General features: G+C 55.7%; 14 protein-coding genes and 2 tRNA genes. 15 read left to right on the top strand and 1 reads right to left on the bottom strand.

What is annotated here, in order from left to right; all coding sequences use genetic code 11:
- Positions 1 to 92: 92 nt before the first annotated feature.
- The 11 genes from gyrA to ACXAE6_RS15870 all read left to right on the top strand — a co-directional run bounded on the left by gyrA (position 93) and on the right by ACXAE6_RS15870 (position 13331).
- Complete coding sequence (gyrA, locus tag ACXAE6_RS15920; protein WP_475150827.1) at positions 93 to 2762, top strand: DNA gyrase subunit A; 2670 nt, start codon at positions 93 to 95, stop codon at positions 2760 to 2762.
- Positions 2763 to 2798: 36 nt separating this feature from the next.
- On the top strand, positions 2799 to 3881 hold the full coding sequence (gene serC, locus ACXAE6_RS15915) for a 3-phosphoserine/phosphohydroxythreonine transaminase (RefSeq protein ID WP_475150824.1): 1083 nt from the start codon (positions 2799 to 2801) through the stop codon (positions 3879 to 3881).
- Complete coding sequence (gene pheA, locus ACXAE6_RS15910; RefSeq protein ID WP_475150822.1) at positions 3874 to 4989, top strand: prephenate dehydratase; 1116 nt, start codon at positions 3874 to 3876, stop codon at positions 4987 to 4989. The genes serC and pheA overlap by 8 nt, the downstream gene beginning before the upstream one ends.
- Positions 4990 to 5006: 17 nt before the next feature.
- Entirely contained in the window at positions 5007 to 6110 is a 1104-nt protein-coding gene (gene hisC / locus ACXAE6_RS15905; protein WP_475150820.1) for a histidinol-phosphate transaminase, read from the top strand.
- A complete protein-coding gene (aroA, locus tag ACXAE6_RS15900) occupies positions 6107 to 8323 on the top strand; it encodes a 3-phosphoshikimate 1-carboxyvinyltransferase (protein WP_475150817.1) in 2217 nt (738 codons plus the stop codon). The genes hisC and aroA overlap by 4 nt, the downstream gene beginning before the upstream one ends.
- A gap of 31 nt (positions 8324 to 8354) precedes the next feature.
- Positions 8355 to 9038, top strand: coding sequence for a (d)CMP kinase (cmk, locus tag ACXAE6_RS15895; protein WP_475150813.1), 684 nt, complete (start codon positions 8355 to 8357; stop codon positions 9036 to 9038).
- 248 nt (positions 9039 to 9286) lie between these two features.
- Positions 9287 to 10972 (top strand): 30S ribosomal protein S1, encoded by a 1686-nt coding sequence (rpsA, locus tag ACXAE6_RS15890; RefSeq protein ID WP_392803669.1) that lies wholly within the window; start codon positions 9287 to 9289, stop codon positions 10970 to 10972.
- Positions 10973 to 11169: 197 nt separating this feature from the next.
- A complete protein-coding gene (gene ihfB / locus ACXAE6_RS15885) occupies positions 11170 to 11463 on the top strand; it encodes an integration host factor subunit beta (protein WP_108165048.1) in 294 nt (97 codons plus the stop codon).
- A gap of 264 nt (positions 11464 to 11727) precedes the next feature.
- Positions 11728 to 12864 carry a hypothetical protein gene (locus ACXAE6_RS15880; protein WP_475150808.1) on the top strand — a complete coding sequence of 379 codons (1137 nt, stop codon included), beginning with the start codon at positions 11728 to 11730 and terminating at the stop codon, positions 12862 to 12864.
- Positions 12865 to 12951: 87 nt separating this feature from the next.
- Positions 12952 to 13027, top strand: a tRNA-Glu gene (locus tag ACXAE6_RS15875).
- Positions 13028 to 13256: 229 nt separating this feature from the next.
- Positions 13257 to 13331: transfer RNA gene (locus tag ACXAE6_RS15870), tRNA-Gly, on the top strand.
- Positions 13332 to 13712: 381 nt separating this feature from the next.
- Here the strand turns inward: ACXAE6_RS15870 and ACXAE6_RS15865 are convergent.
- On the bottom strand, positions 13713 to 14024 hold the full coding sequence (locus ACXAE6_RS15865) for a ComEA family DNA-binding protein (protein ID WP_475150805.1): 312 nt from the start codon (positions 14022 to 14024) through the stop codon (positions 13713 to 13715).
- A 239-nt stretch (positions 14025 to 14263) separates the two neighbouring features.
- Between ACXAE6_RS15865 and pyrB the strand changes: the two genes are divergently transcribed.
- The 4 genes from pyrB (at position 14264) to pheT (ending at position 19270) form a co-directional block, all read left to right on the top strand.
- Complete coding sequence (pyrB, locus tag ACXAE6_RS15860) at positions 14264 to 15208, top strand: aspartate carbamoyltransferase (protein WP_475150802.1); 945 nt, start codon at positions 14264 to 14266, stop codon at positions 15206 to 15208.
- Positions 15205 to 15675, top strand: a complete 471-nt coding sequence (gene pyrI, locus ACXAE6_RS15855) for an aspartate carbamoyltransferase regulatory subunit (protein WP_392800469.1) — start codon at positions 15205 to 15207, stop codon at positions 15673 to 15675. Before pyrB ends, pyrI begins: the two co-directional genes overlap by 4 nt.
- A 168-nt stretch (positions 15676 to 15843) precedes the next feature.
- Entirely contained in the window at positions 15844 to 16860 is a 1017-nt protein-coding gene (gene pheS, locus ACXAE6_RS15850) for a phenylalanine--tRNA ligase subunit alpha (protein ID WP_475150799.1), read from the top strand.
- A gap of 34 nt (positions 16861 to 16894) precedes the next feature.
- Entirely contained in the window at positions 16895 to 19270 is a 2376-nt protein-coding gene (gene pheT, locus ACXAE6_RS15845) for a phenylalanine--tRNA ligase subunit beta (protein ID WP_475150796.1), read from the top strand.
- The last annotated feature ends 1 nt before the right edge of the window (position 19271 follow it).

Genomic DNA, 19271 nt, shown 5'->3' with positions numbered 1-19271 from the left:
GTTGCGTCCAAAGGTGGAGCCGGCAGCCGATTAAGGCGCCAATTTCCGTTCTTCAGCAGCGTCTCATTGAACCGCTAAGGATACCGTACCGCATGGGTGAGCTAGCCAAAGAAATCCTCCAGATCAACATCGAAGAGGAGCTCAAACAGTCCTATCTGGACTACGCCATGAGCGTCATTGTCGGACGAGCGCTGCCGGATGTGCGCGATGGGTTAAAGCCGGTTCACCGGCGCGTCCTCTTTGCCATGAACGTGCTCGGCAATGACTGGAACAAACCTTATAAAAAATCCGCCCGTGTGGTGGGTGACGTCATCGGTAAATATCACCCGCACGGCGATTCTGCGGTCTACGACACCATTGTCCGTTTGGCGCAGCCTTTTAACATGCGCTACACCCTGGTCGACGGTCAGGGTAACTTCGGTTCCATCGACGGCGATTCCGCTGCGGCGATGCGTTACACCGAAATCCGTATGCAGCGGCTCGCGCACGAGCTGCTGGCCGATCTGGACAAAGAAACCGTCGACTACGTAGAAAACTACGACGGCAACGAACTGATTCCCGATGTTCTGCCCACTCGTGTACCTAACTTGCTGGTCAATGGCGCCTCCGGTATCGCCGTTGGTATGGCGACCAACATTCCGCCGCACAACATGAGCGAAGTGATCGACGGCTGTCTGGCGCTGATGGAAAACCCGGACCTGACCATCGATGACCTGATGGAATATATCCCCGGGCCGGACTTCCCGACCGGCGGCATCATCAACGGCCGCAAAGGCATTGTTGAGGCCTATCGCACTGGTCGTGGTCGGATCTATACCCGCGCCAAGGCGGAAGTGCTGGTCGACGACAAAACCGGTCGTGAATCCATCATCGTTCATGAAATTCCTTACCAGGTGAACAAGGCGCGCCTGATCGAAAAGATCGCCGAGCTGGTTAAAGAGAAGAAAATTGAAGGCATCTCCGAACTGCGCGACGAATCCGATAAAGACGGTTTGCGCATCGCCATCGAAATGAAGCGTGGCGAGTCCGGTGATGTGGTGTTGAACAACCTTTATTCCCAGACACAGTTGGAACAGGTGTTCGGCATCAATACTGTGGCGCTGGTTGATGGCCAGCCACGCGTACTGAACCTGAAAGAGTTGCTCGACGCCTTTATTCGCCACCGTCGCGAAGTGGTCACGCGCCGGACTGTTTTTGAACTGCGCAAGGCACGTCAGCGTGGTCATATTCTCGAAGGTTTGGCGATCGCTCTGGCCAACATCGATAAAATGATCGAGCTGATCCGTGGTTCTGCCACGGGCGCCGAAGCCAAAGAGCGCATGCTGGCACAGAGCTGGGAGCTGGGTGATGTGGCCGCTATGCTGGAGCGTGCCGGTTCCGATATTTCCCGTCCGGAAGATCTCGACGACGCTTATGGCGTGCGCGATGAGCGCTACTTCCTGTCGCCGGAACAAGCGCAACAGATTCTCGACATGCGTCTGCAAAAACTGACCGGTTTAGAGCATGACAAACTGATCGGTGAGTACAAACAGATCATTGATGATATCGGTGAATACCTGCGCATTCTGGGCAGCTATGAGCGCTTGATGGAAGTGATCCGCGAAGAGTTGCTGGCTGTTAAAGATCAATACGGCGATGCACGTAAAACCGAAATCATTGCCAGCCGTCTCGACCTGTCGATGGAAGATCTGATCACCGAAGAAGATATGGTGGTCACCATCTCCCATGGCGGTTACGCCAAAACTCAACCGTTGACCGATTACGAAGCGCAGCGTCGCGGTGGTAAAGGTCGTTCGGCATCCTCGTTGAAAGACGACGATTTTATTGAACATCTGCTGGTCGCCAGCAGTCACGATACGGTCCTGTGCTTCAGTAACAGAGGCAAGGTCTATTGGTTGCGTGTTTTCGAAATTCCGCAGGCCAGCCGTAACGCTCGTGGCCGACCCATGGTGAATTTGTTGCCCTTGGAGCCGGAAGAGCGGGTGACTGCTATTCTGCCGATTCGAGAATACGACCCTGAGTTGTTTATCTTTATGGCGACTGCCAACGGCACCGTTAAGAAGACCTCACTGGAAGCCTTCTCGCGGCCGCGTTCGGCGGGTCTGATCGCTCTGTCGCTGGATGACGATGACTGGCTGGTGGGCGTTGCACTGACCGATAGCCAGCGTGAAGTCATGTTGTTGTCCAATGCCGGTAAGGTCGTGCGTTTTGATGAAAATCACGTGCGCCCCATGGGTCGGACGGCACGTGGTGTTCGCGGCATCAAGATGCCGGATGGTCAGGTGGTGATCTCACTGATTATCCCGCAGGAAAACGGCACCATTCTGACGGCTTCCGAACGCGGCTTCGGCAAACGCACCGCGGTCGATGAATTCCCGACCAAAGGTCGTGGCACTCAGGGTGTGATTGCCATGGTGACTAACGATCGTAACGGTCCGTTGGTTGGCGCCAAGCAGGTCTTCGAGGGCGATGAGGTCATGCTGATCAGCGATCAGGGCACCCTGGTGCGTACCGCTGTGGAAGGCATTTCGGTGCTGTCGCGGAACACCCAGGGCGTTAAACTGATTCGCCTGGCAGACGATGAACGTCTGGTGAGCATCGAACGGATCGAAGAGCCGGACGAAGATGAATCGGTGTTGGATGTGGCTGAAACACCGGATGCTGAACGTCCCGCACCGGCAGCCCCGGGCCAACCGGATGCCGACGCCAGTGCCGACGATGAGCCGCTTGACGACGACGAACCCCAGGATGACGAAGACTGAGGTTGTAATTAGCACCGCTTGAGGAGAGCAGCGCCGATGACGCGCGGATACAATTTCTGCTCCGGCCCGGCCATGTTGCCGACTGCCGTGATCGAACAGGCTCAGGCAGAGTTGCCTGATTGGCATGGGCTGGGTATGTCGGTCATGGAGTTGTCGCATCGCTCCGATGAGTTTGTTGGCGTTGCCGAACAGGCCGAATCCAAATTGCGTCGCTTGTTGGGTGTTTCTGACGACTACGCCGTCTTGTTTTTGCAAGGCGGTGCCACTCTGCAGTTTTCCGCTATTCCCATGAATCTGCTCGGCGCTGGTGGTGCAGCAACCTTTCTCGATACTGGCACCTGGTCGTCCAAGGCGGTAAAAGAAGCGGCGCGTTATGGCGACGTCCGGGTGCTGGCGTCCACCGAATCCGAGAACTATCGGCGCGCCGTGCGTGCCGATGAATTCGAGCTCGACCCGAGCGCAGCTTACCTGCATTACACCCCCAACGAGACCATAGGCGGCGTCGAGTTCGATTACGTCCCGGACAGCGGTGATGTGCCCTTGGTGGCGGATATGTCGTCCTGCATTTTGTCCAAGCCGATCAATGTGACCGATTTCGATCTGATTTACGCAGGTGCGCAAAAGAACATCGGTCCGGCCGGTTTGACGCTGGTCATCGTGCGTAAATCGCTGCTCGGTCGCGCTTTGGACAGCACTCCTTCCTTGCTCAACTACGCGAACCAGGCGGAAGCCGGTTCCATGGTCAATACCCCACCGACCTTTGCCGTTTATCTTGCCGGTCTGGTGTTTGACTGGCTGGAGCAGCAAGGGGGCGCCGCGGCGATGGCTGAGCTTAATTCGCAGAAGTCGATGCTGTTGTATAAAACCATCGACGACAGTGCGTTTTATCGCAATCCGATTGATCTGGCACATCGTTCGCGCATGAATATTCCCTTTATTCTGGCGGACGAATCGTTGAATGATCGCTTCCTCAGCGAAGCGGCAGGCGCCGGTCTCTACAATCTTCAGGGCCACCGCAGTGTGGGTGGCATGCGTGCCAGCATTTATAACGCCATGCCACTGGCGGGCGTGCAGGCGCTGGTGGACTTTATGAAGGATTTTGAACAACGCCATGGCTGATCAGGACTCCTCAAACGACGCTCTCGATGGGCTCGATCTGAACGCGCTGCGCGAACAGATCGACCAATTGGATATGGAAATTCTTGAGCGCATTTCGGCGCGCGCAAAGTGCGCGCTGAAAGTTGCTGAGGTCAAGCTCAAGGAATCCCCGGACGCGGTCTTTTATCGCCCTGAACGCGAAGCTCAGGTGCTTACCCGGGTGATGGAACGCAACACCGGTCCGCTCGGCAACGAAGACATGGCGCGCTTGTTCCGCGAAATCATGTCGGCCTGTCTGGCGCTGGAAAAACCGCTGGAAGTGGCTTATCTCGGTCCAGAAGGTACCTTTACCCAGCAGGCCGCGGTTAAGCATTTTGGTCAGTGGGTTAAGTCCAAACCAATGCCGGCGATCGATGAGGTGTTCCGTGAAGTCGAAGCGGGCGCCTGCAAATACGGTGTGGTGCCGGTGGAAAATTCCACCGAAGGCGTGGTCAATCACACCCTCGATACTTTTATAAATTCCAGTTTGCGTATTTGTGGTGAAGTGGAGTTGCGCATCCACCATCATTTGATGGTCGGTCCCAATACTCAAAGTGGCAAAATTTCCCGCATCTACAGCCATCAGCAATCGCTGGCGCAATGTCGTAAATGGCTGGATGCGCATCTGCCTATGGCCGAGCGCGTGGCGGTGAATTCCAATGCCGAGGCGGCGCGGCGCGTCCATGGTGAATGGAATTCGGCGGCCATTGCCGGCGAGATGGCGGCGGAACTCTATGATCTGGAAATTCTCGAAACCAAGATCGAAGATTCACCGGATAATTCGACGCGCTTTTTGATCATCGGTAATGAAGAAGTCGGTACCTCCGGCGATGATAAAACCTCCATCGTTGTGTCCATGCGCAACGAGCCGGGTGCGCTCTATCATCTGTTGCAGCCGTTCAACGATCACAATGTCGATATGACCCGTTTGGAAACGCGGCCTTCGCCATCTGGCAATTGGACTTATGTCTTCTTTATCGACTTTGCCGGTCATCTGCACGATGACAACGTCCAGCAGGCGTTGGCGGACATTCGCACCAAGGCAGTGGAAGTGAAACTGCTTGGTTCCTATCCCAAAGCCGTGCTCTAAGAGCCCAGGTTGGCAAGATGAGTTGCGATTACATGGCCCTGGCGGCTGCCGGTATTCAGACCCTCAAACCCTACGAGCCGGGTAAGCCGATTGACGAGCTTAAGCGTGAGCTGGGTGTCAGCGACGTTATTAAGCTGGCCAGCAACGAAAGCCCGCTGGGTTTGTCCGCGCGGGTTCAGGAAGTGATGCAACGGGCTTTGCCAGATATCGCTCGTTATCCTGATGGCAATGGGTTCCGTCTTAAGCAGGCGCTGGCTGAACGCCATGGTCTGGAACAGAATCAGATTACCCTGGGTTGTGGTTCCAACGAGCTGTTTGAACTGCTCGCGAAAACCTTTTTAGGCCCCGGTGACGAAGCGGTGATGAGTCAGCATGCCTTTGCGGTTTATCCGCTGGTGGTGCAGGCGGCGGGGGCTGAGTCTGTTGTGGTGCCATCGCGTGACTGGGGCCACGACCTGGATGCCATGGCGGATGCCATCACCGAGCGTACCCGTCTGGTATTTATCGCTAACCCCAATAATCCAACCGGTACCTGGTTGAGCAAAGGCGAATTAAAAGCCTTTATGAAGGTGGTGCCGGAAGAGGTTCTGGTGGTGTTGGATGAAGCCTACGCTGAGTACGTTGATCAGGAAAACTACCCGAATGGTTTTAAGCTGCAGCGCCGCTTTGCCAACCTGATTGTCACCCGAACCTTTTCCAAGGCCTATGGTCTGGCCGGTTTGCGGGTCGGCTTCGGTGTTGCTAATGCACAGATTACCGATTTACTGAACCGGGTTCGCCAGCCGTTCAATTTGAATTCCCTGGCACTGGTGGCCGCCGAAGCGTCGCTTACCGATGTTGCTCGTGTGCGGGAAAGCCTGGCTGTGAATGCGGCTGGCTACGACCAGTTAACCACGGCCTTCGATCGTCTGGGGCTGACCTTTATTCCCTCAGTCACTAACTTTGTTACCGTTCATTTGGGCCCGCGTGCCGGTGCCATCCAGCAGTCGTTGCTGCGGTCGGGCGTTATCGTGCGTCCTCTGGCCAGTTACGACATGGCTGAACATTTGCGCATCTCCATCGGTTTGGAGGCTGAAAACCAACGCTTTCTGACGGCGCTGGAAGCCGAATTGGCGTCATGATTGCCTCGGCGTCACCCAGGGTTTTGATCGTCGGGCTTGGCATGATTGGCGCGTCCTTTGCCAAGGCGCTGCGCTTGTCGCGAGCGGCCTATGTGCTGGGGATGGACGCGCAGTCAGGCGTGGCTGATCGGGCGCTGGAGTTGGGCATCATTGATGAAAGCGTGCCTTCTGCTGAATCGGTTCCGGCGTTCGATGTGCTGCTGCTGGCGGTGCCAGTGCTGGCCATGGAGTCGGTACTGGCGTCGTTGAAGCCTTATCTGACTGAACAAACCGTTATTTCCGATGTTGGCAGTGTGAAAGGCCAGGTCGTCGTCGCCGCGCGCAAAGCCTTGGGGGATGATCTGCCGTCTGGTTTTGTGCCGGGTCACCCCATTGCTGGGGCGGAGCGGTCCGGTGTCGAGGCTGCCAAAGCCGATCTGTTTGACCGCCATCTGTTGATCCTGACGCCCCTGGCCTCATCGTCGTCTTCGGCGGTCGCGTTATTAACCGAGCTTTGGCAGGCGGTCGGGGCTGAAGTGGTCACCATGTCGGTGGCGCGCCACGACGAGGTGTTGGCAGCAACCAGTCATTTACCACATCTGCTGGCGTTTTCGCTGGTCGATACTCTGGCGCGGGAGTCCGACAACCGCGAGATATTTCGCTACGCCGCTGGCGGTTTCCGCGACTTTACCCGTATTGCCGCTTCCGATCCGACCATGTGGCATGACGTCTTCCTCGCCAATAAAGATGCCACCTTAGGGATACTGCGCCGGTTTCAGGGTGATTTGGAACATCTTGCTCAAGCGATCGAGCAGGGCGAGGGTCGGACGTTGTTGGATGTCTTTGGTCGTGCCAAATCAGCGCGCGATTATTTCACTCAGATTCTGCAAAGCCGCCAGCGGCACAGTGACGACACGCGCCGTAATTTGATCGTCGCGCCGGCACCGGAAGGGCTCAGTGGCAGTATTGGCGTGCCGGGTGATCGGTCCATTTCCCATCGCGCCGTAATTCTGGCGGCGCTGGCGGAAGGCGACAGTGAGATTCGCGGTTTTGGTGAAAATGATGATAACCGCACGACGCTGGAAGCCCTGCGTAAGTTAGGCGTGGTCATCGATGAGGGCGGTGACGGCAGTCTGAGTATCAAAGGGCGTGGTTTGACTGGGCTGCAAGCGCCGGACAGCCCACTTTACCTGGGGCAGTCAGCCACCTCGATGCGCTTACTGGCCGGTGTTTTGTCGGCCCAGCCTTTTGCCAGTGAACTGATCGGTGATGCTTCTTTGAGTCAGCGACCCATGGAGCGGCTGCAACTGCCGTTAGCTGAATTAGGGGCGCATCTTGAACTGACCGCCAATGGCACCGCACCCATTGTGATTCAGCCCGCCCGGCAATGGCAGCCATTGGACTATGACTTGCCCATTGCCAGTGCTCAGGTCAAATCGGCCATTCTGCTGGCGGCGCTCTGTGCGGGCATGCCAGTACGGCTGACCGAACCAGCACCGAGCCGTGATCATACCGAACGCCTGCTGGCGGAGTTGGGGTGCCGGCTGGAAAGCAGAAATGGCGCTCTGGTGTTTGCTCCGGCATCGCAACTGCCACCGTTAAACCTCAGTATTCCAGGCGATTTTTCCCTGGCGGCGGTGCATTTGGCGGCCGCGACCTTGGTCCCAGGTTCTGATGTGACCCTGACCGCTGTAGGCGTTAACCCCAGTCGCCTCGGTTTCCTCGATATCCTCAATGACATGGGCGGTTTGGTCACGCTGAGTAATATTCGTGACCAGGGGGGTGAACCTGTCGCCGATCTTCGGGTAAGATGCGCGCCGCTCAGAGGGGGCAGCTATGGCACCCACTTCAGTGGCCGCACCATTGATGAGTTTCCGTTGTTGTTTGTGTTGGCGGCCCTGGCAGAAGGCGAAAGTCGTTTTGCCGGTTTGGGTGAATTGCGCTTCAAAGAGACCGATCGACTGACGCGGATGCTGGATGGTCTGCGTGTATTGGGCGCTGACATCGAAGTGACCGATGAGGACGTTAGAGTCCGCGGTCGGGCCGGACAGCCGCTTGATGGCGGCATCGTCGATTGTGCCGGAGACCCGCGTGTGGCGCTGGCCTTTATGGTGGCCGCTCAGGTGGCCCGGCGACCGGTCATTATTCGGAATGCCGGCCGTGTGCTCGGGGCTTATCCCGGTTTTAGCGCGGCGGTCGGACAACTTGGTTATGCCGTCACTTTGGAAGACTGATGGCAAACCCACGACAACCAGGACAGATATCATGAATTCCAAGGCTCCCGTCATTACGCTCGACGGACCCGGCGGCGTCGGAAAAGGCACCGTCAGTGGCCTCTTGGCCCGTCGCTTCGGTTGGCACTACCTCGATTCCGGTGCGCTCTATCGTTTAGCGGCGCTGGCGGCGATGAATCACGGCGTTGATTTTGATAATGAATCGGCACTGGCGGTAATCGCCGAACATCTGGACATTCGCTTCCAGCAGGAAGGCGACGCTGTCGTCGTGTTGCTCGAAGGCGATGACGTCACTCGCCAGATCCGCACCGAAGAGGTTGGTTCCAATGCCTCAAGGGTGGCGGCTTTTGGTCGGGTGCGCGAAGCGCTGCTCAAGCGTCAGCGCGCCTTCCGCACCGAGCCGGGCCTGATTGCCGATGGCCGGGATATGGGCACGGTGGTGTTTCCCGAAGCCAATCTGAAAATCTTTATGACCGCTTCGGCCGAAGAACGCGCCAAGCGTCGCTTTAAGCAATTGCGTGACAGCGGCGCCAGTGCCGACTACAACCGCGTGCTGGCGGACATCGTCGAGCGCGATGAGCGCGATTCGAACCGTTCTGTTGCGCCGCTGAAACCGGCGTCTGACGCCGTAGTGATCGATACCACTGTGCAGAGCATCGATGAGGTGATGGATAGAGTTCTGGCGCTGGTGACCGATCGCGGCATCGAATGGTGAAAAAGTCGAGCCAAGCCCTTGGTTGTTGAGTCTTAATCCGTATAATACGCGCTCCGAATTGGCTGTGTGTTCCGTTCGTACGCGAGTCGAATACACCGTCCGGTCCCGGTCTGATCACCACCCAGCAAGGTGGCGTTCCGGGTTTGTTGGATTGACCCATACGAGCTGGCGTATGGCAAAGCCGCTGGTCACCGCTAACCAAAGAGATCGCAGGTGACGGGCTGTTAATTATTGGGATACCAAATTAAATGACTGAATCTTTCGCTGAGTTATTTGAAGAAAGCTTAAAAACCATCGAGATGGAGCCGGGCTCCATCGTGACCGGCTTGGTCGTCGCTATTGACGCTGACTGGGTTACCGTCCACGCCGGTTTGAAATCTGAAGGCATCATCCCGCGTTCGCAGTTCCTGAGCGAAGAAGGTGAGCTGGAAATCGCCGTCGGTGACGAAGTCAAGGTTGCACTGGAAGCCGTTGAAGACGGTTTCGGTGATACTCGTCTGTCACGCGAAAAAGCCAAGCGTGCTGAAGCCTGGACCGAATTGGAAGAAGCTTACGAAGCGGAAGAAGTGGTCAAGGGTGTTATCAACGGCAAGGTCAAAGGTGGCTTTACCGTCGACATCAGCTCTGTACGCGCCTTCCTGCCAGGTTCTTTGGTGGATATCCGTCCGGTACGCGATACCACTCACCTGGAAGGCAAAGAGCTGGACTTCAAAGTGATCAAGCTGGATCGCCGCCGTAACAACGTCGTGGTTTCTCGCCGCGCCGTTCTGGAAGCGTCCAACAGCGCCGAGCGCGAAGAGCTGCTGGCCAGCCTGCAAGAAGGCCAGGTCATCAAGGGTATCGTTAAGAACCTGACCGACTACGGTGCTTTCGTTGATCTGGGCGGTGTTGATGGCCTGCTGCACATCACCGACATGGCTTGGAAACGCATCAAGCACCCGAGCGAAATCGTTCAGGTTGGTGATGAGATCGAAGTTAAAGTATTGAAATTCGACCGTGAGCGTAACCGCGTTTCTCTGGGTCTGAAGCAGCTGGGTGAAGATCCTTGGGTCGACATCAAGGCGCGTTACCCGGAAGAGCAGGTGGTCAAGGCCCGCGTTACCAACCTCACCGACTACGGCTGCTTTGCCGAGCTGGAAGAGGGCGTCGAAGGTCTGGTTCACGTTTCCGAAATGGACTGGACCAACAAGAACATCCATCCGTCTAAAGTCGTTTCTGTTGGCGACGAGATCGAAGTGATGATTCTGGACATCGACGAAGAGCGTCGTCGTATTTCTCTGGGTATCAAGCAGACCGTTGTTAATCCTTGGGAAGACTTCTCCAACAACTTCAACAAGGGCGACAAGGTTGTCGGCAAGATCAAGTCGATCACCGACTTCGGTATCTTCATCGGCCTGGAAGGCGGCATCGACGGCCTGGTTCACCTGTCTGATATCAGCTGGAACGAATCCGGTGAAGAAGCCGTACGCAAGTACAAGAAAGGCGATGAGCTGGAAACCACCATCCTGTCGATCGATCCGGAGCGTGAGCGCATTTCTCTGGGCATCAAGCAGCTCGACAGCGATCCGTTCTCTGAGTTCGTCTCTGTGAACGACAAGGGTTCCATCGTTACCGGTACTGTTAAGGAAGTGGACGCTAAAGCGGCGACCATTTTGCTGAGCGACGATATCGAAGGCATTCTGAAAGCTTCCGAAATCTCTCGTGACAAGGTTGAAGACGCTCGTAACGCCCTGAAAGAAGGCGACGAAGTTGAAGCCAAGATCGTCAGCATCGACCGTAAGAACCGCGTCATCAGCCTGTCCATCAAGTCTAAGGACGTGGAAGATGAGAAAGTTGCAGTTCGCGAGCTGAAAGAGAAGAGCGCGGAAGCATCAGGCCCAACCACCATTGGTGATCTGATCAAGCAAAAAATGGAGCAGGGCGACGACGAATAATCGTTAGCACTGTTCCCAAAAGCCGGCCATTGAGCCGGCTTTTTTGTGCCTGCTATCTTGTTCGGCTGCTGAGCCGAAGCGTTATTTAAAACAGTTGAACTGCAAAAAAACGTTAAAAAATAAATACTTGTGTTATCTTGGGGGCTGATTTAGTCTAAATATTGATCGCTTAGGAACACCCGATCGGGGAGGTTCGGATGACCAAATCCGAGTTAATCGAACGGATAGTCGACCGCCAGGGGCAGCTGTCCGTTAAAGATGTCGAGTTGGCCATCAAGACGATGTTGGATCATATGGCCGAAAGTCTGGCCGATGGCGAGCGCATCGAAATACGTGGCTTCGGCAGCTTTTCGCTGCATTATCGATCACCACGTGTGGGTCGTAATCCCAAGACGGGTGAATCCGTCAGCCTGGAAGGCAAGTACGTACCTCATTTTAAACCGGGCAAGGAACTGCGCGAGTCGGTTAACCTGAGTATCGACGACGAATAATCGCCCCGACCCTCGTTCTCGCAGCCGGGAGGCTGAACACACTCATGCTCATCCGATCAGCCAAAATCTTCTGTGCCATCCTGCTCGCAGTGTTGGCTTGGTTGCTGGCTTTTGGAAACAACCAAAGCACTGTTTTGAGTTTTATGGCTTGGCGAACGCCGGCATTGCCATTGTTTGTCTGGCTATTGGCAACACTCTTTATCGGGGTCCTTATCGGTCTGATTCTGGGCCGTCTCTTCGGCCGTAGGCGCACAGGTCGATAAAATGCTCACCACGGTCAAATCTCTCTGGCGCCGCTTGACGACGCCCTGGTCAGTGCCGTCAAAGTATCGAATAGAGCCTTTTGAGGCCTTGTCTTCCGAGCCGGATCGCGAGCTCGACGTACTGCTCGAGCGCTTACCCATTACCGCCGATACGCTGGAAACCCATCTGGCCTTGGCCGAGTTGTTTCGCAAAAGAGGCCAGATCGACCGCGCCATTCGGATTCACGAAACCCTGCTGGAGGCGGACCTGGATAGAGAGCAATCCAACCGGGTGCGAGTGGAACTGGCCCAGGATTTCTTTTCCGCCGGCTTTTTAGGGCGCGCTGAAACCGAACTTGAGGCGTTAATTCTGGGTCAGGGTGAGCGTTTTTCCGCCCAGGCTTTTCGCCTTTGGTTAGTGGTGCTTGAACGCGAACAGGAGTGGGAGCGTGCTATCAAGCTGGTGCGTGAATACGGCCAGCCTGGATCGGGCAATATGCGCCTGGCTAATTTGTATTGTGAATATGTTGGTCAGTTAAAGGGTCAGGGACAGCTGGTTCAGGCCCGTATTGCGCTAAAAGAAGCCCGCAAGTTATCAGACAGCGCCCGAACCTTTATAGCATCTTCTGAACTGGAAACTTCTCTAGGTCACTACCATAAAGCCTTGCGTCTGTTGAAAGAAGCGTTGGTGCGAGATGTGCGCCGAGTGGACGTCATCCTGCCTGGACTGAAGCGTCTATCACGTCTGGTGGGTGGTGAGGCATCGTTGCGTCGTTATCTTGAAAAGCTCTATGACTTCCACCCCAGCCATCGCGTTCTAGAAGCCATCTTGGACCTGGTAGGCGACAGTGATCCGCGCAGTCATTATTGGCACTCTGAGCTGGAACGCGTGGTAAACAGTGGCGCATCTTTCGGCTTGATGCAGCGCTGGCTGGAGCAGCGTCGGGATGTAGGGCCGACACCGAGGGCGGTTTTGCTGGAATCCATACAGCGCTTAAAGCTACGCCTACCCGATGGCTACCAGTGTAATCATTGCGGCTACGAAACCGGCACGATGATTTGGTTTTGCCCGCAATGTGAGCGCTGGGAGACGGCTTTTTCCAAGCATGAACAGCGGGTTCATGACGATCGTCGTCGAGCGAGTCTAAATCGCGGCTAGTCTGTTGATTTTCATAAAGTTATTGAACTGATTCTGAAAATTGGTATGATGCGCTCCGCTTTGAGTTTCTGCGTCAAAGCTTGGTTTGTCCCGTTCGTCTAGTGGCCTAGGACACCGCCCTTTCACGGCGGTAACAGGGGTTCGAGTCCCCTACGGGACGCCACTTCAGAATAGAATTTGCGGGAATAGCTTAGTGGTAGAGCACAACCTTGACCGAGGTTGGGGCCGGACGGGCAGTCTCGCGAGTTCGGTTCGATAGAGTCGAACTCAATCACAACCAGTTTTTGCGGGAATAGCTCAGTGGTAGAGCACAACCTTGACCGAGGTTGGGGCCGGACGGGCAGTCTCGCGAGTTCGGTTCGACAGAGTCGAACTCAATCACAACCAGTTTTGCGGGAATAGCTCAGTGGTAGAGCACAACCTTGCCAAGGTTGGGGTCGCGAGTTCGAATCTCGTTTCCCGCTCCAAAATTTGATTGAAGTGGAAAATTGGGTCGCGAGCTGGAACGCCAGCCCGGTCGAATCTCGTTTCCCGCTCCAAATTTAAAGAAACCCGGACTTGTTCCGGGTTTTGTGCTTTTGGGGAATAGCTCAGTAGTAGAGCGCAACCTTGGCCGAGGTTGGGGCTGGGGCGCAGCCTCGCGAGCCGGTGTGCCGGTACGCCGGCCACCGGGATGCCGGCCACCGGGATGCCGGCCACCGGGATGCCGGCCAGACGAATCTCGTTTGCTGCGGCCACTTCATGGCCTTGCCCTTCGGGCTCGCTGCGCTCACGCAAAAGCGCCTGCGGCACTTTTGTCCCGCTCCACAAAAAAAGCAGCCCAAGGCTGCTTTTTGTGCCTGACAATATTACTCCGTCGTGCCGATTCGAATCTTACTGCGATTCTTTTCCAGTGTGGCCGGCCCAATACCCTTAACGTTCAGCAAGTCTTCAGCGGCGATAAAAGGCCCGTTCTCATCGCGGTAGTCAACAATGGCCTGAGCCTTCGATTGGCCGACTCCTTCCAGCAAGTCGGCCATTTTAACGGCGCCATCGTTGTTGATGTCGACATAGATAACAGCGCTTTCGGTGCCAGCAGCCGAACCGCTTTCTTCGGCGAGAGCATTGATGTTCAGTGCGGCCAGCGTCAGTCCCAGTGAGAGGAGGATAGTTTTGATCATGGTCAGTTTCCTTCTGGTTATCGTTGTGACGATCCTTGATCGCAACGGCGATCACCACCCAATCTATCAAGCTCAGCCCAAAGTCAAAAGTTTGACGTTTTGAACTGGCTCTCATCACAAGGAATTTTTTGGCTGGTCGTTTCGCTAAAAAAAGAGTAGGCCGTAGTGCTATTGCTGTGCGCCGCTATTCGCGCCCGTCAATTCTGGTAGAATGCCGCAAATCTTGTCCGAGCTACGCTATGAACAACCCTTTGTTCGGTCGTGATGTGGTATCCATCGGTGATCTATCAAAAGCCGATATCGAATTCATCGTCGAACGCGCAGCTGCTTTGAAGCAATCCGGTCCGCAACCTCTACTGCAGGATCGACTGATTGCCAGTTGCTTCTTTGAAGCCTCCACCCGAACCCGTCTGTCTTTCGAAACGGCTGTCCAGCGGTTAGGCGGCACCCTGATTGGTTTTTCCGACAGCGGTAATACCTCGACGAAGAAGGGCGAAACCCTGTCAGACAGTATTCGCATGATTGCCGGTTATGCCGATGCCATCATTATGCGGCACCCGCGAGAAGGGTCTGCCCGCTTGGCGGCTGAGGTTGCCGATGTGCCGGTCATCAATGGCGGTGATGGTGCCAATCAGCATCCAACCCAAACGCTGCTGGATCTGTTCTCCATCGCCGAGTGCCAGGGTCGTCTGACGGGCTTGTCAGTCGCCTTAGTAGGCGATCTCAAATACGGACGAACGGTGCATTCCCTGGCGCAAGCGCTGGGCCATTTCAAGCCGCGTTTTTACTTTGTTGCGCCTAAGGCGCTGGCGATGCCGACTTATATCGAAGACAGCCTGCGCGCGGCCAATATTGATTTTGAGTATGCCGACAGTCTCGATCAGGTTATCCCGCTGGTCGATATTCTCTACATGACGCGAGTCCAGAAAGAACGTTTCGACCCCACCGAATACATGCATCTGGCGTCTCAGTTTGTATTGCGTCCGGACATGCTGAAATCGGCACAGCCGGGAATGAGGGTGATGCATCCTTTACCGCGGGTGGATGAAATCCATCCGGCGGTTGACCGTACCGACCACGCTTATTACTTCCAACAGGCTGAAAATGGCGTCTATGCACGTCAGGCATTGTTGTCGCTGGTGATGAATGAAAAGGTCCTGGAGCCAGCAGGAGGTGCGGTATGAGTGAGCAACGTCGTGAAAAGATGCTGGTCGAAGCCATTCAAAATGGCACGGTGATCGATCACATTCCAGCGGGTAAAGGATTGACGATTCTGGGCCGGTTACAGCTTAAGAATGCAGAAGCGCGCCTGACGGTGGGGTTGAACCTGCCCAGTCATGGCGGCGGCATGAAAGATCTGATCAAGGTCGATGACTGGCGCTTTACCGAACAGGATGCGGCTGAGCTGGCGCTGTTTGCTCCCAAGGCCACGGTCAACATCATTGAAGACTATCGCGTAGTGCGCAAGTTCCCGATTGGTCTGCCCGAGGCATTCGTTGGCGTCTTTGCCTGCCCGAACGCTAACTGCATCACTCATGTAGAGCCGGTTGAGAGTCGTTTTGCGGTGCTCGCAGGCGATACTTTGCAGCTGCGTTGTCACTACTGTGAACGTGCCTTTGCCGACACTCTGTTCACTGAAACCAAGATTTGAATTTCCTGCCGGGCAGCGATGGCCAAAGAGCCTTTGGGGCAGGCTGTTCAGGGCAGTATAAAAACCGGGCAAATGGCGAATTTTGCCTTATCAATCAGTTGCTTATTTCAGCCCCATCCTTATAGTGAGGGCTTTTTCCAGCGCGTCTCGACGGGAGTTTAGCTGTTCATGGATACCCTGACCCAACTGCACGACCGTGCACTTGAAGCGGTTCAACAGGCCACCAATCCACAAGAGTTGGATGAGCTGCGTGTGCGCTTTTTGGGCAAGAAAGGTGAGGTAACTGCTCAGCTCAAATCCTTGGGCGCCCTGGCACCTGAAGATCGCCCGGCCGCTGGCGCCAAGATCAACGAAGTCAAAACGGCCGTTGCCGATGCCATCAGTGCACGTAAAGCGCATCTGGATGAGCAGGCGCTGAGTGCCCGTTTGGCTGAAGAGAAAATCGATGTGACGCAGCCGGGCCGTCGTCAGGCCGTGGGTGGCTTGCATCCGGTGACTCAGACACTGCGTCGTATGGAGTCTTTCTTCGTCAATATTGGCTACGATGTCGCCGTAGGTCCGGAGATTGAAGACGATTATCACAACTTTGAAGCGCTGAATATTCCGTCGCACCATCCGGCGCGGGCGATGCACGATACCTTCTATTTCGATGCTGGCACCCTGCTGCGGACTCACACCTCACCGGTTCAGGTGCGCACCATGGAAAATGGCGAGCCACCGTTTCGTATCGTTTGCCCGGGCCGGGTTTATCGCTGCGACTCCGATTTAACGCATACGCCGATGTTCCATCAGATGGAAGGATTGTTGGTCGATACCGACGTCAGTTTTGCCGACCTTAAAGGCACGGTGGAAGAGTTTTTGCGCGTCTTCTTCGAAAAAGAACTGGCGGTGCGTTTCCGCCCTTCGTATTTCCCCTTTACTGAGCCTTCGGCCGAAGTCGACATCGAGTGTGTCATCTGCGGCGGCGAAGGTTGCCGGGTGTGCAGTCGCACTGGCTGGATCGAGATCATGGGCTGCGGCATGGTGCATCCCAAAGTGCTGGAAGCGTCCGGCGTCGATGCCAAGAAATACAGTGGTTTTGCCTTTGGTATGGGGGTGGAGCGTCTGGCCATGCTGCGCTACGGCGTCAATGACCTGCGCCTCTTCTTCGAAAACGATCTCAAATTCCTGCGCCAGTTTAACTAGTCCGGCAACGACAATTGATAGGATTTAACTGCATATGAAATTCAGCGAACAGTGGCTGCGCGAATGGGTTAACCCGGCGATCGACGCTCAGACCCTGATGGATCAGATCACCATGGCCGGTTTGGAAGTCGATGGTGCCGAGCCGGTTGCCGAAGCTTTTGAAGGCGTCGTGGTTGCCGAAATCGTCAGCTGTGAGCCGCATCCTAACGCCGACAAACTGCAGGTTTGCCAGGTTAACGCCGGAAATGAAACCGTTACGGTTGTTTGTGGCGCACCCAATGCACGCGCCGGCATCAAAGTAGCACTGGCTCAGGTCGGCGCGGTCCTACCGGGCGACTTCAAAATCAAAAAAGCCAAACTGCGCCAGGTAGAAAGCCAGGGCATGCTGTGCAGCGAAAAAGAGCTGGGCTTATCTGAAAGCCATGATGGCATTCTGGAACTGCCCGAAGCGGCCGAAGTGGGTAAAGACTTACGTGTTTATCTCGGCTTGGACGATCTGGCCATCGAAGTGGATCTGACTCCGAATCGCGCCGACTGCCTGAGCATTGCCGGCTTGGCGCGTGAAGTGGGTGTATTAAACGACACCGCTGTCAGCGCACCCAACATCCAGCCGATCGCTGCGGTTCACGACGATACCTTCCCTGTCACCTTGAGTGATACCACTGGCTGCCCGCGTTATGTCGGTCGTGTCCTGAACGACGTTAATGTCGCCGCTGCAACTCCGGTGTGGATGGTTGAACGCCTGCGCCGTGGTGGCGTTCGCTCTATTGATCCGGTGGTCGATGTTACCAACTACGTCATGCTGGAACTGGGTCAGCCCATGCATGGCTTTGACCTGGATCGCCTGCAAGACGGTATTGATGTGCGTCGCGCCAAAGCTGGCGAAAAGCTTGAATTGCTCGACGGCCAAACCATTGATCTGGCCGAAGACGTGCTGTTGATTGCCGATGGCAACGGCCCGCTGGCGATGGCCGGTGTGATGGGCGGCGAGCAGAGTGGGGTATCGACCCAGACACGCCGCGTTTTCCTGGAAAGCGCCTTCTTCGCTCCGATCGAAATTGCCGGTCGGGCGCGTAATTATGGCTTGCATACCGATGCCAGCCATCGCTTTGAACGCGGTGTCGATCCGAGTTTGCAGGAAGCCGCCGTAGAACGCGCAACCGCCTTGTTGATGGATATCTGCGGTGCCAAGCCCGGCCCGGTCGTCGTCAAAGAAGCGCCAGAGAAAATCCCAGCACCGGCAACGATTGAACTGTCAGCAGAACGCGTCGCCACCGCCTTGGGCATGCAGATTGAAGCGGCTGAGATCGAACGTATTTTGCGTGGTCTTGGTTTTGACGTGACATCTCCGTCGAGTGGTCGATGGACGGTCAAAGCGCCGACCTGGCGTTTCGATATGGCCATCGATGCCGATTTGGTCGAAGAAATTGCCCGCATCTATGGCTACAACCGCTTCCCGGTTACCGTGCCAAAAGCGGCTCTGGCACCACGTGGGCGCGTCGAGCAACAAACGGATATCGATCTATTGGTCGATCGCCTGGCGAGTTTGGGCTATCAGGAAGCCATTACCTACAGCTTCGTTGAGCCAGAGCTGCAAGCGAAGATGTTCCCCAAAGAGGGCGGCATCGAATTGGCCAACCCGATTTCTGCCGATATGGCGGTTATGCGGGTGTCTTTGTGGCCGGGGTTGTTGAAGGCGCTGAGCCATAACCTTAATCGTCAGCAGGAACGGGTGCGTTTGTTTGAAACCGGACTGCGCTTCCGTGCCACGAAGGATGGCACTGAACAGCTGAACATGCTCGCCGGTGTGGCAACAGGCAGCCGTTGGCCTAAAGGCTGGTACAGCGATAACGAAGCGCTCGATTTCTTCGATATCAAAGGTGACTTGGAGCAGGTTCTGGGCTTGATCAAGGGGGCGAACTTTGAGTTCCTTTCCGGCCAGAATTCTGCACTGCATCCGGGGCAATGCGCGCGTATTGAGCGCGATGGCAAACTGGTTGGTTATATCGGCGCCGTGCATCCAAACCTGGGGCGTGAACTGGGCCTGAAGCAGCCGACCTTTATGTTCGAACTGCGGCTGGACCGGGTCCTGCCGGCTGAGTTGCCTGTGTTTGAATCGCTGTCGCGGTTCCCGTCATCAACTCGCGATCTGGCCGTGGTTGTAGACGAAGAAACCCCGGTGGCCGAGCTGATGAACAGTGTTCGTGAAAAAGCCGGTGACGACCTTGAAAGCCTGACTTTATTCGACATCTATCGTGGCAAAGGTATTGATTCGCAACGGAAAAGCGTTGCCTTAGGCTTGACCTGGCAGAATCCTTCGCGCACTCTAACTGACGAAGAAATAAACAGTTTGATGGATTCCATCATTACCACTTTGCAGACTAGGTACGATGCCACCTTGAGGAGCTAAG

It is taken from the genome of Saccharospirillum sp. ABV4_185 (assembly GCF_056159245.1).
This window is presented reverse-complemented; position numbering and strand designations above follow the sequence as displayed.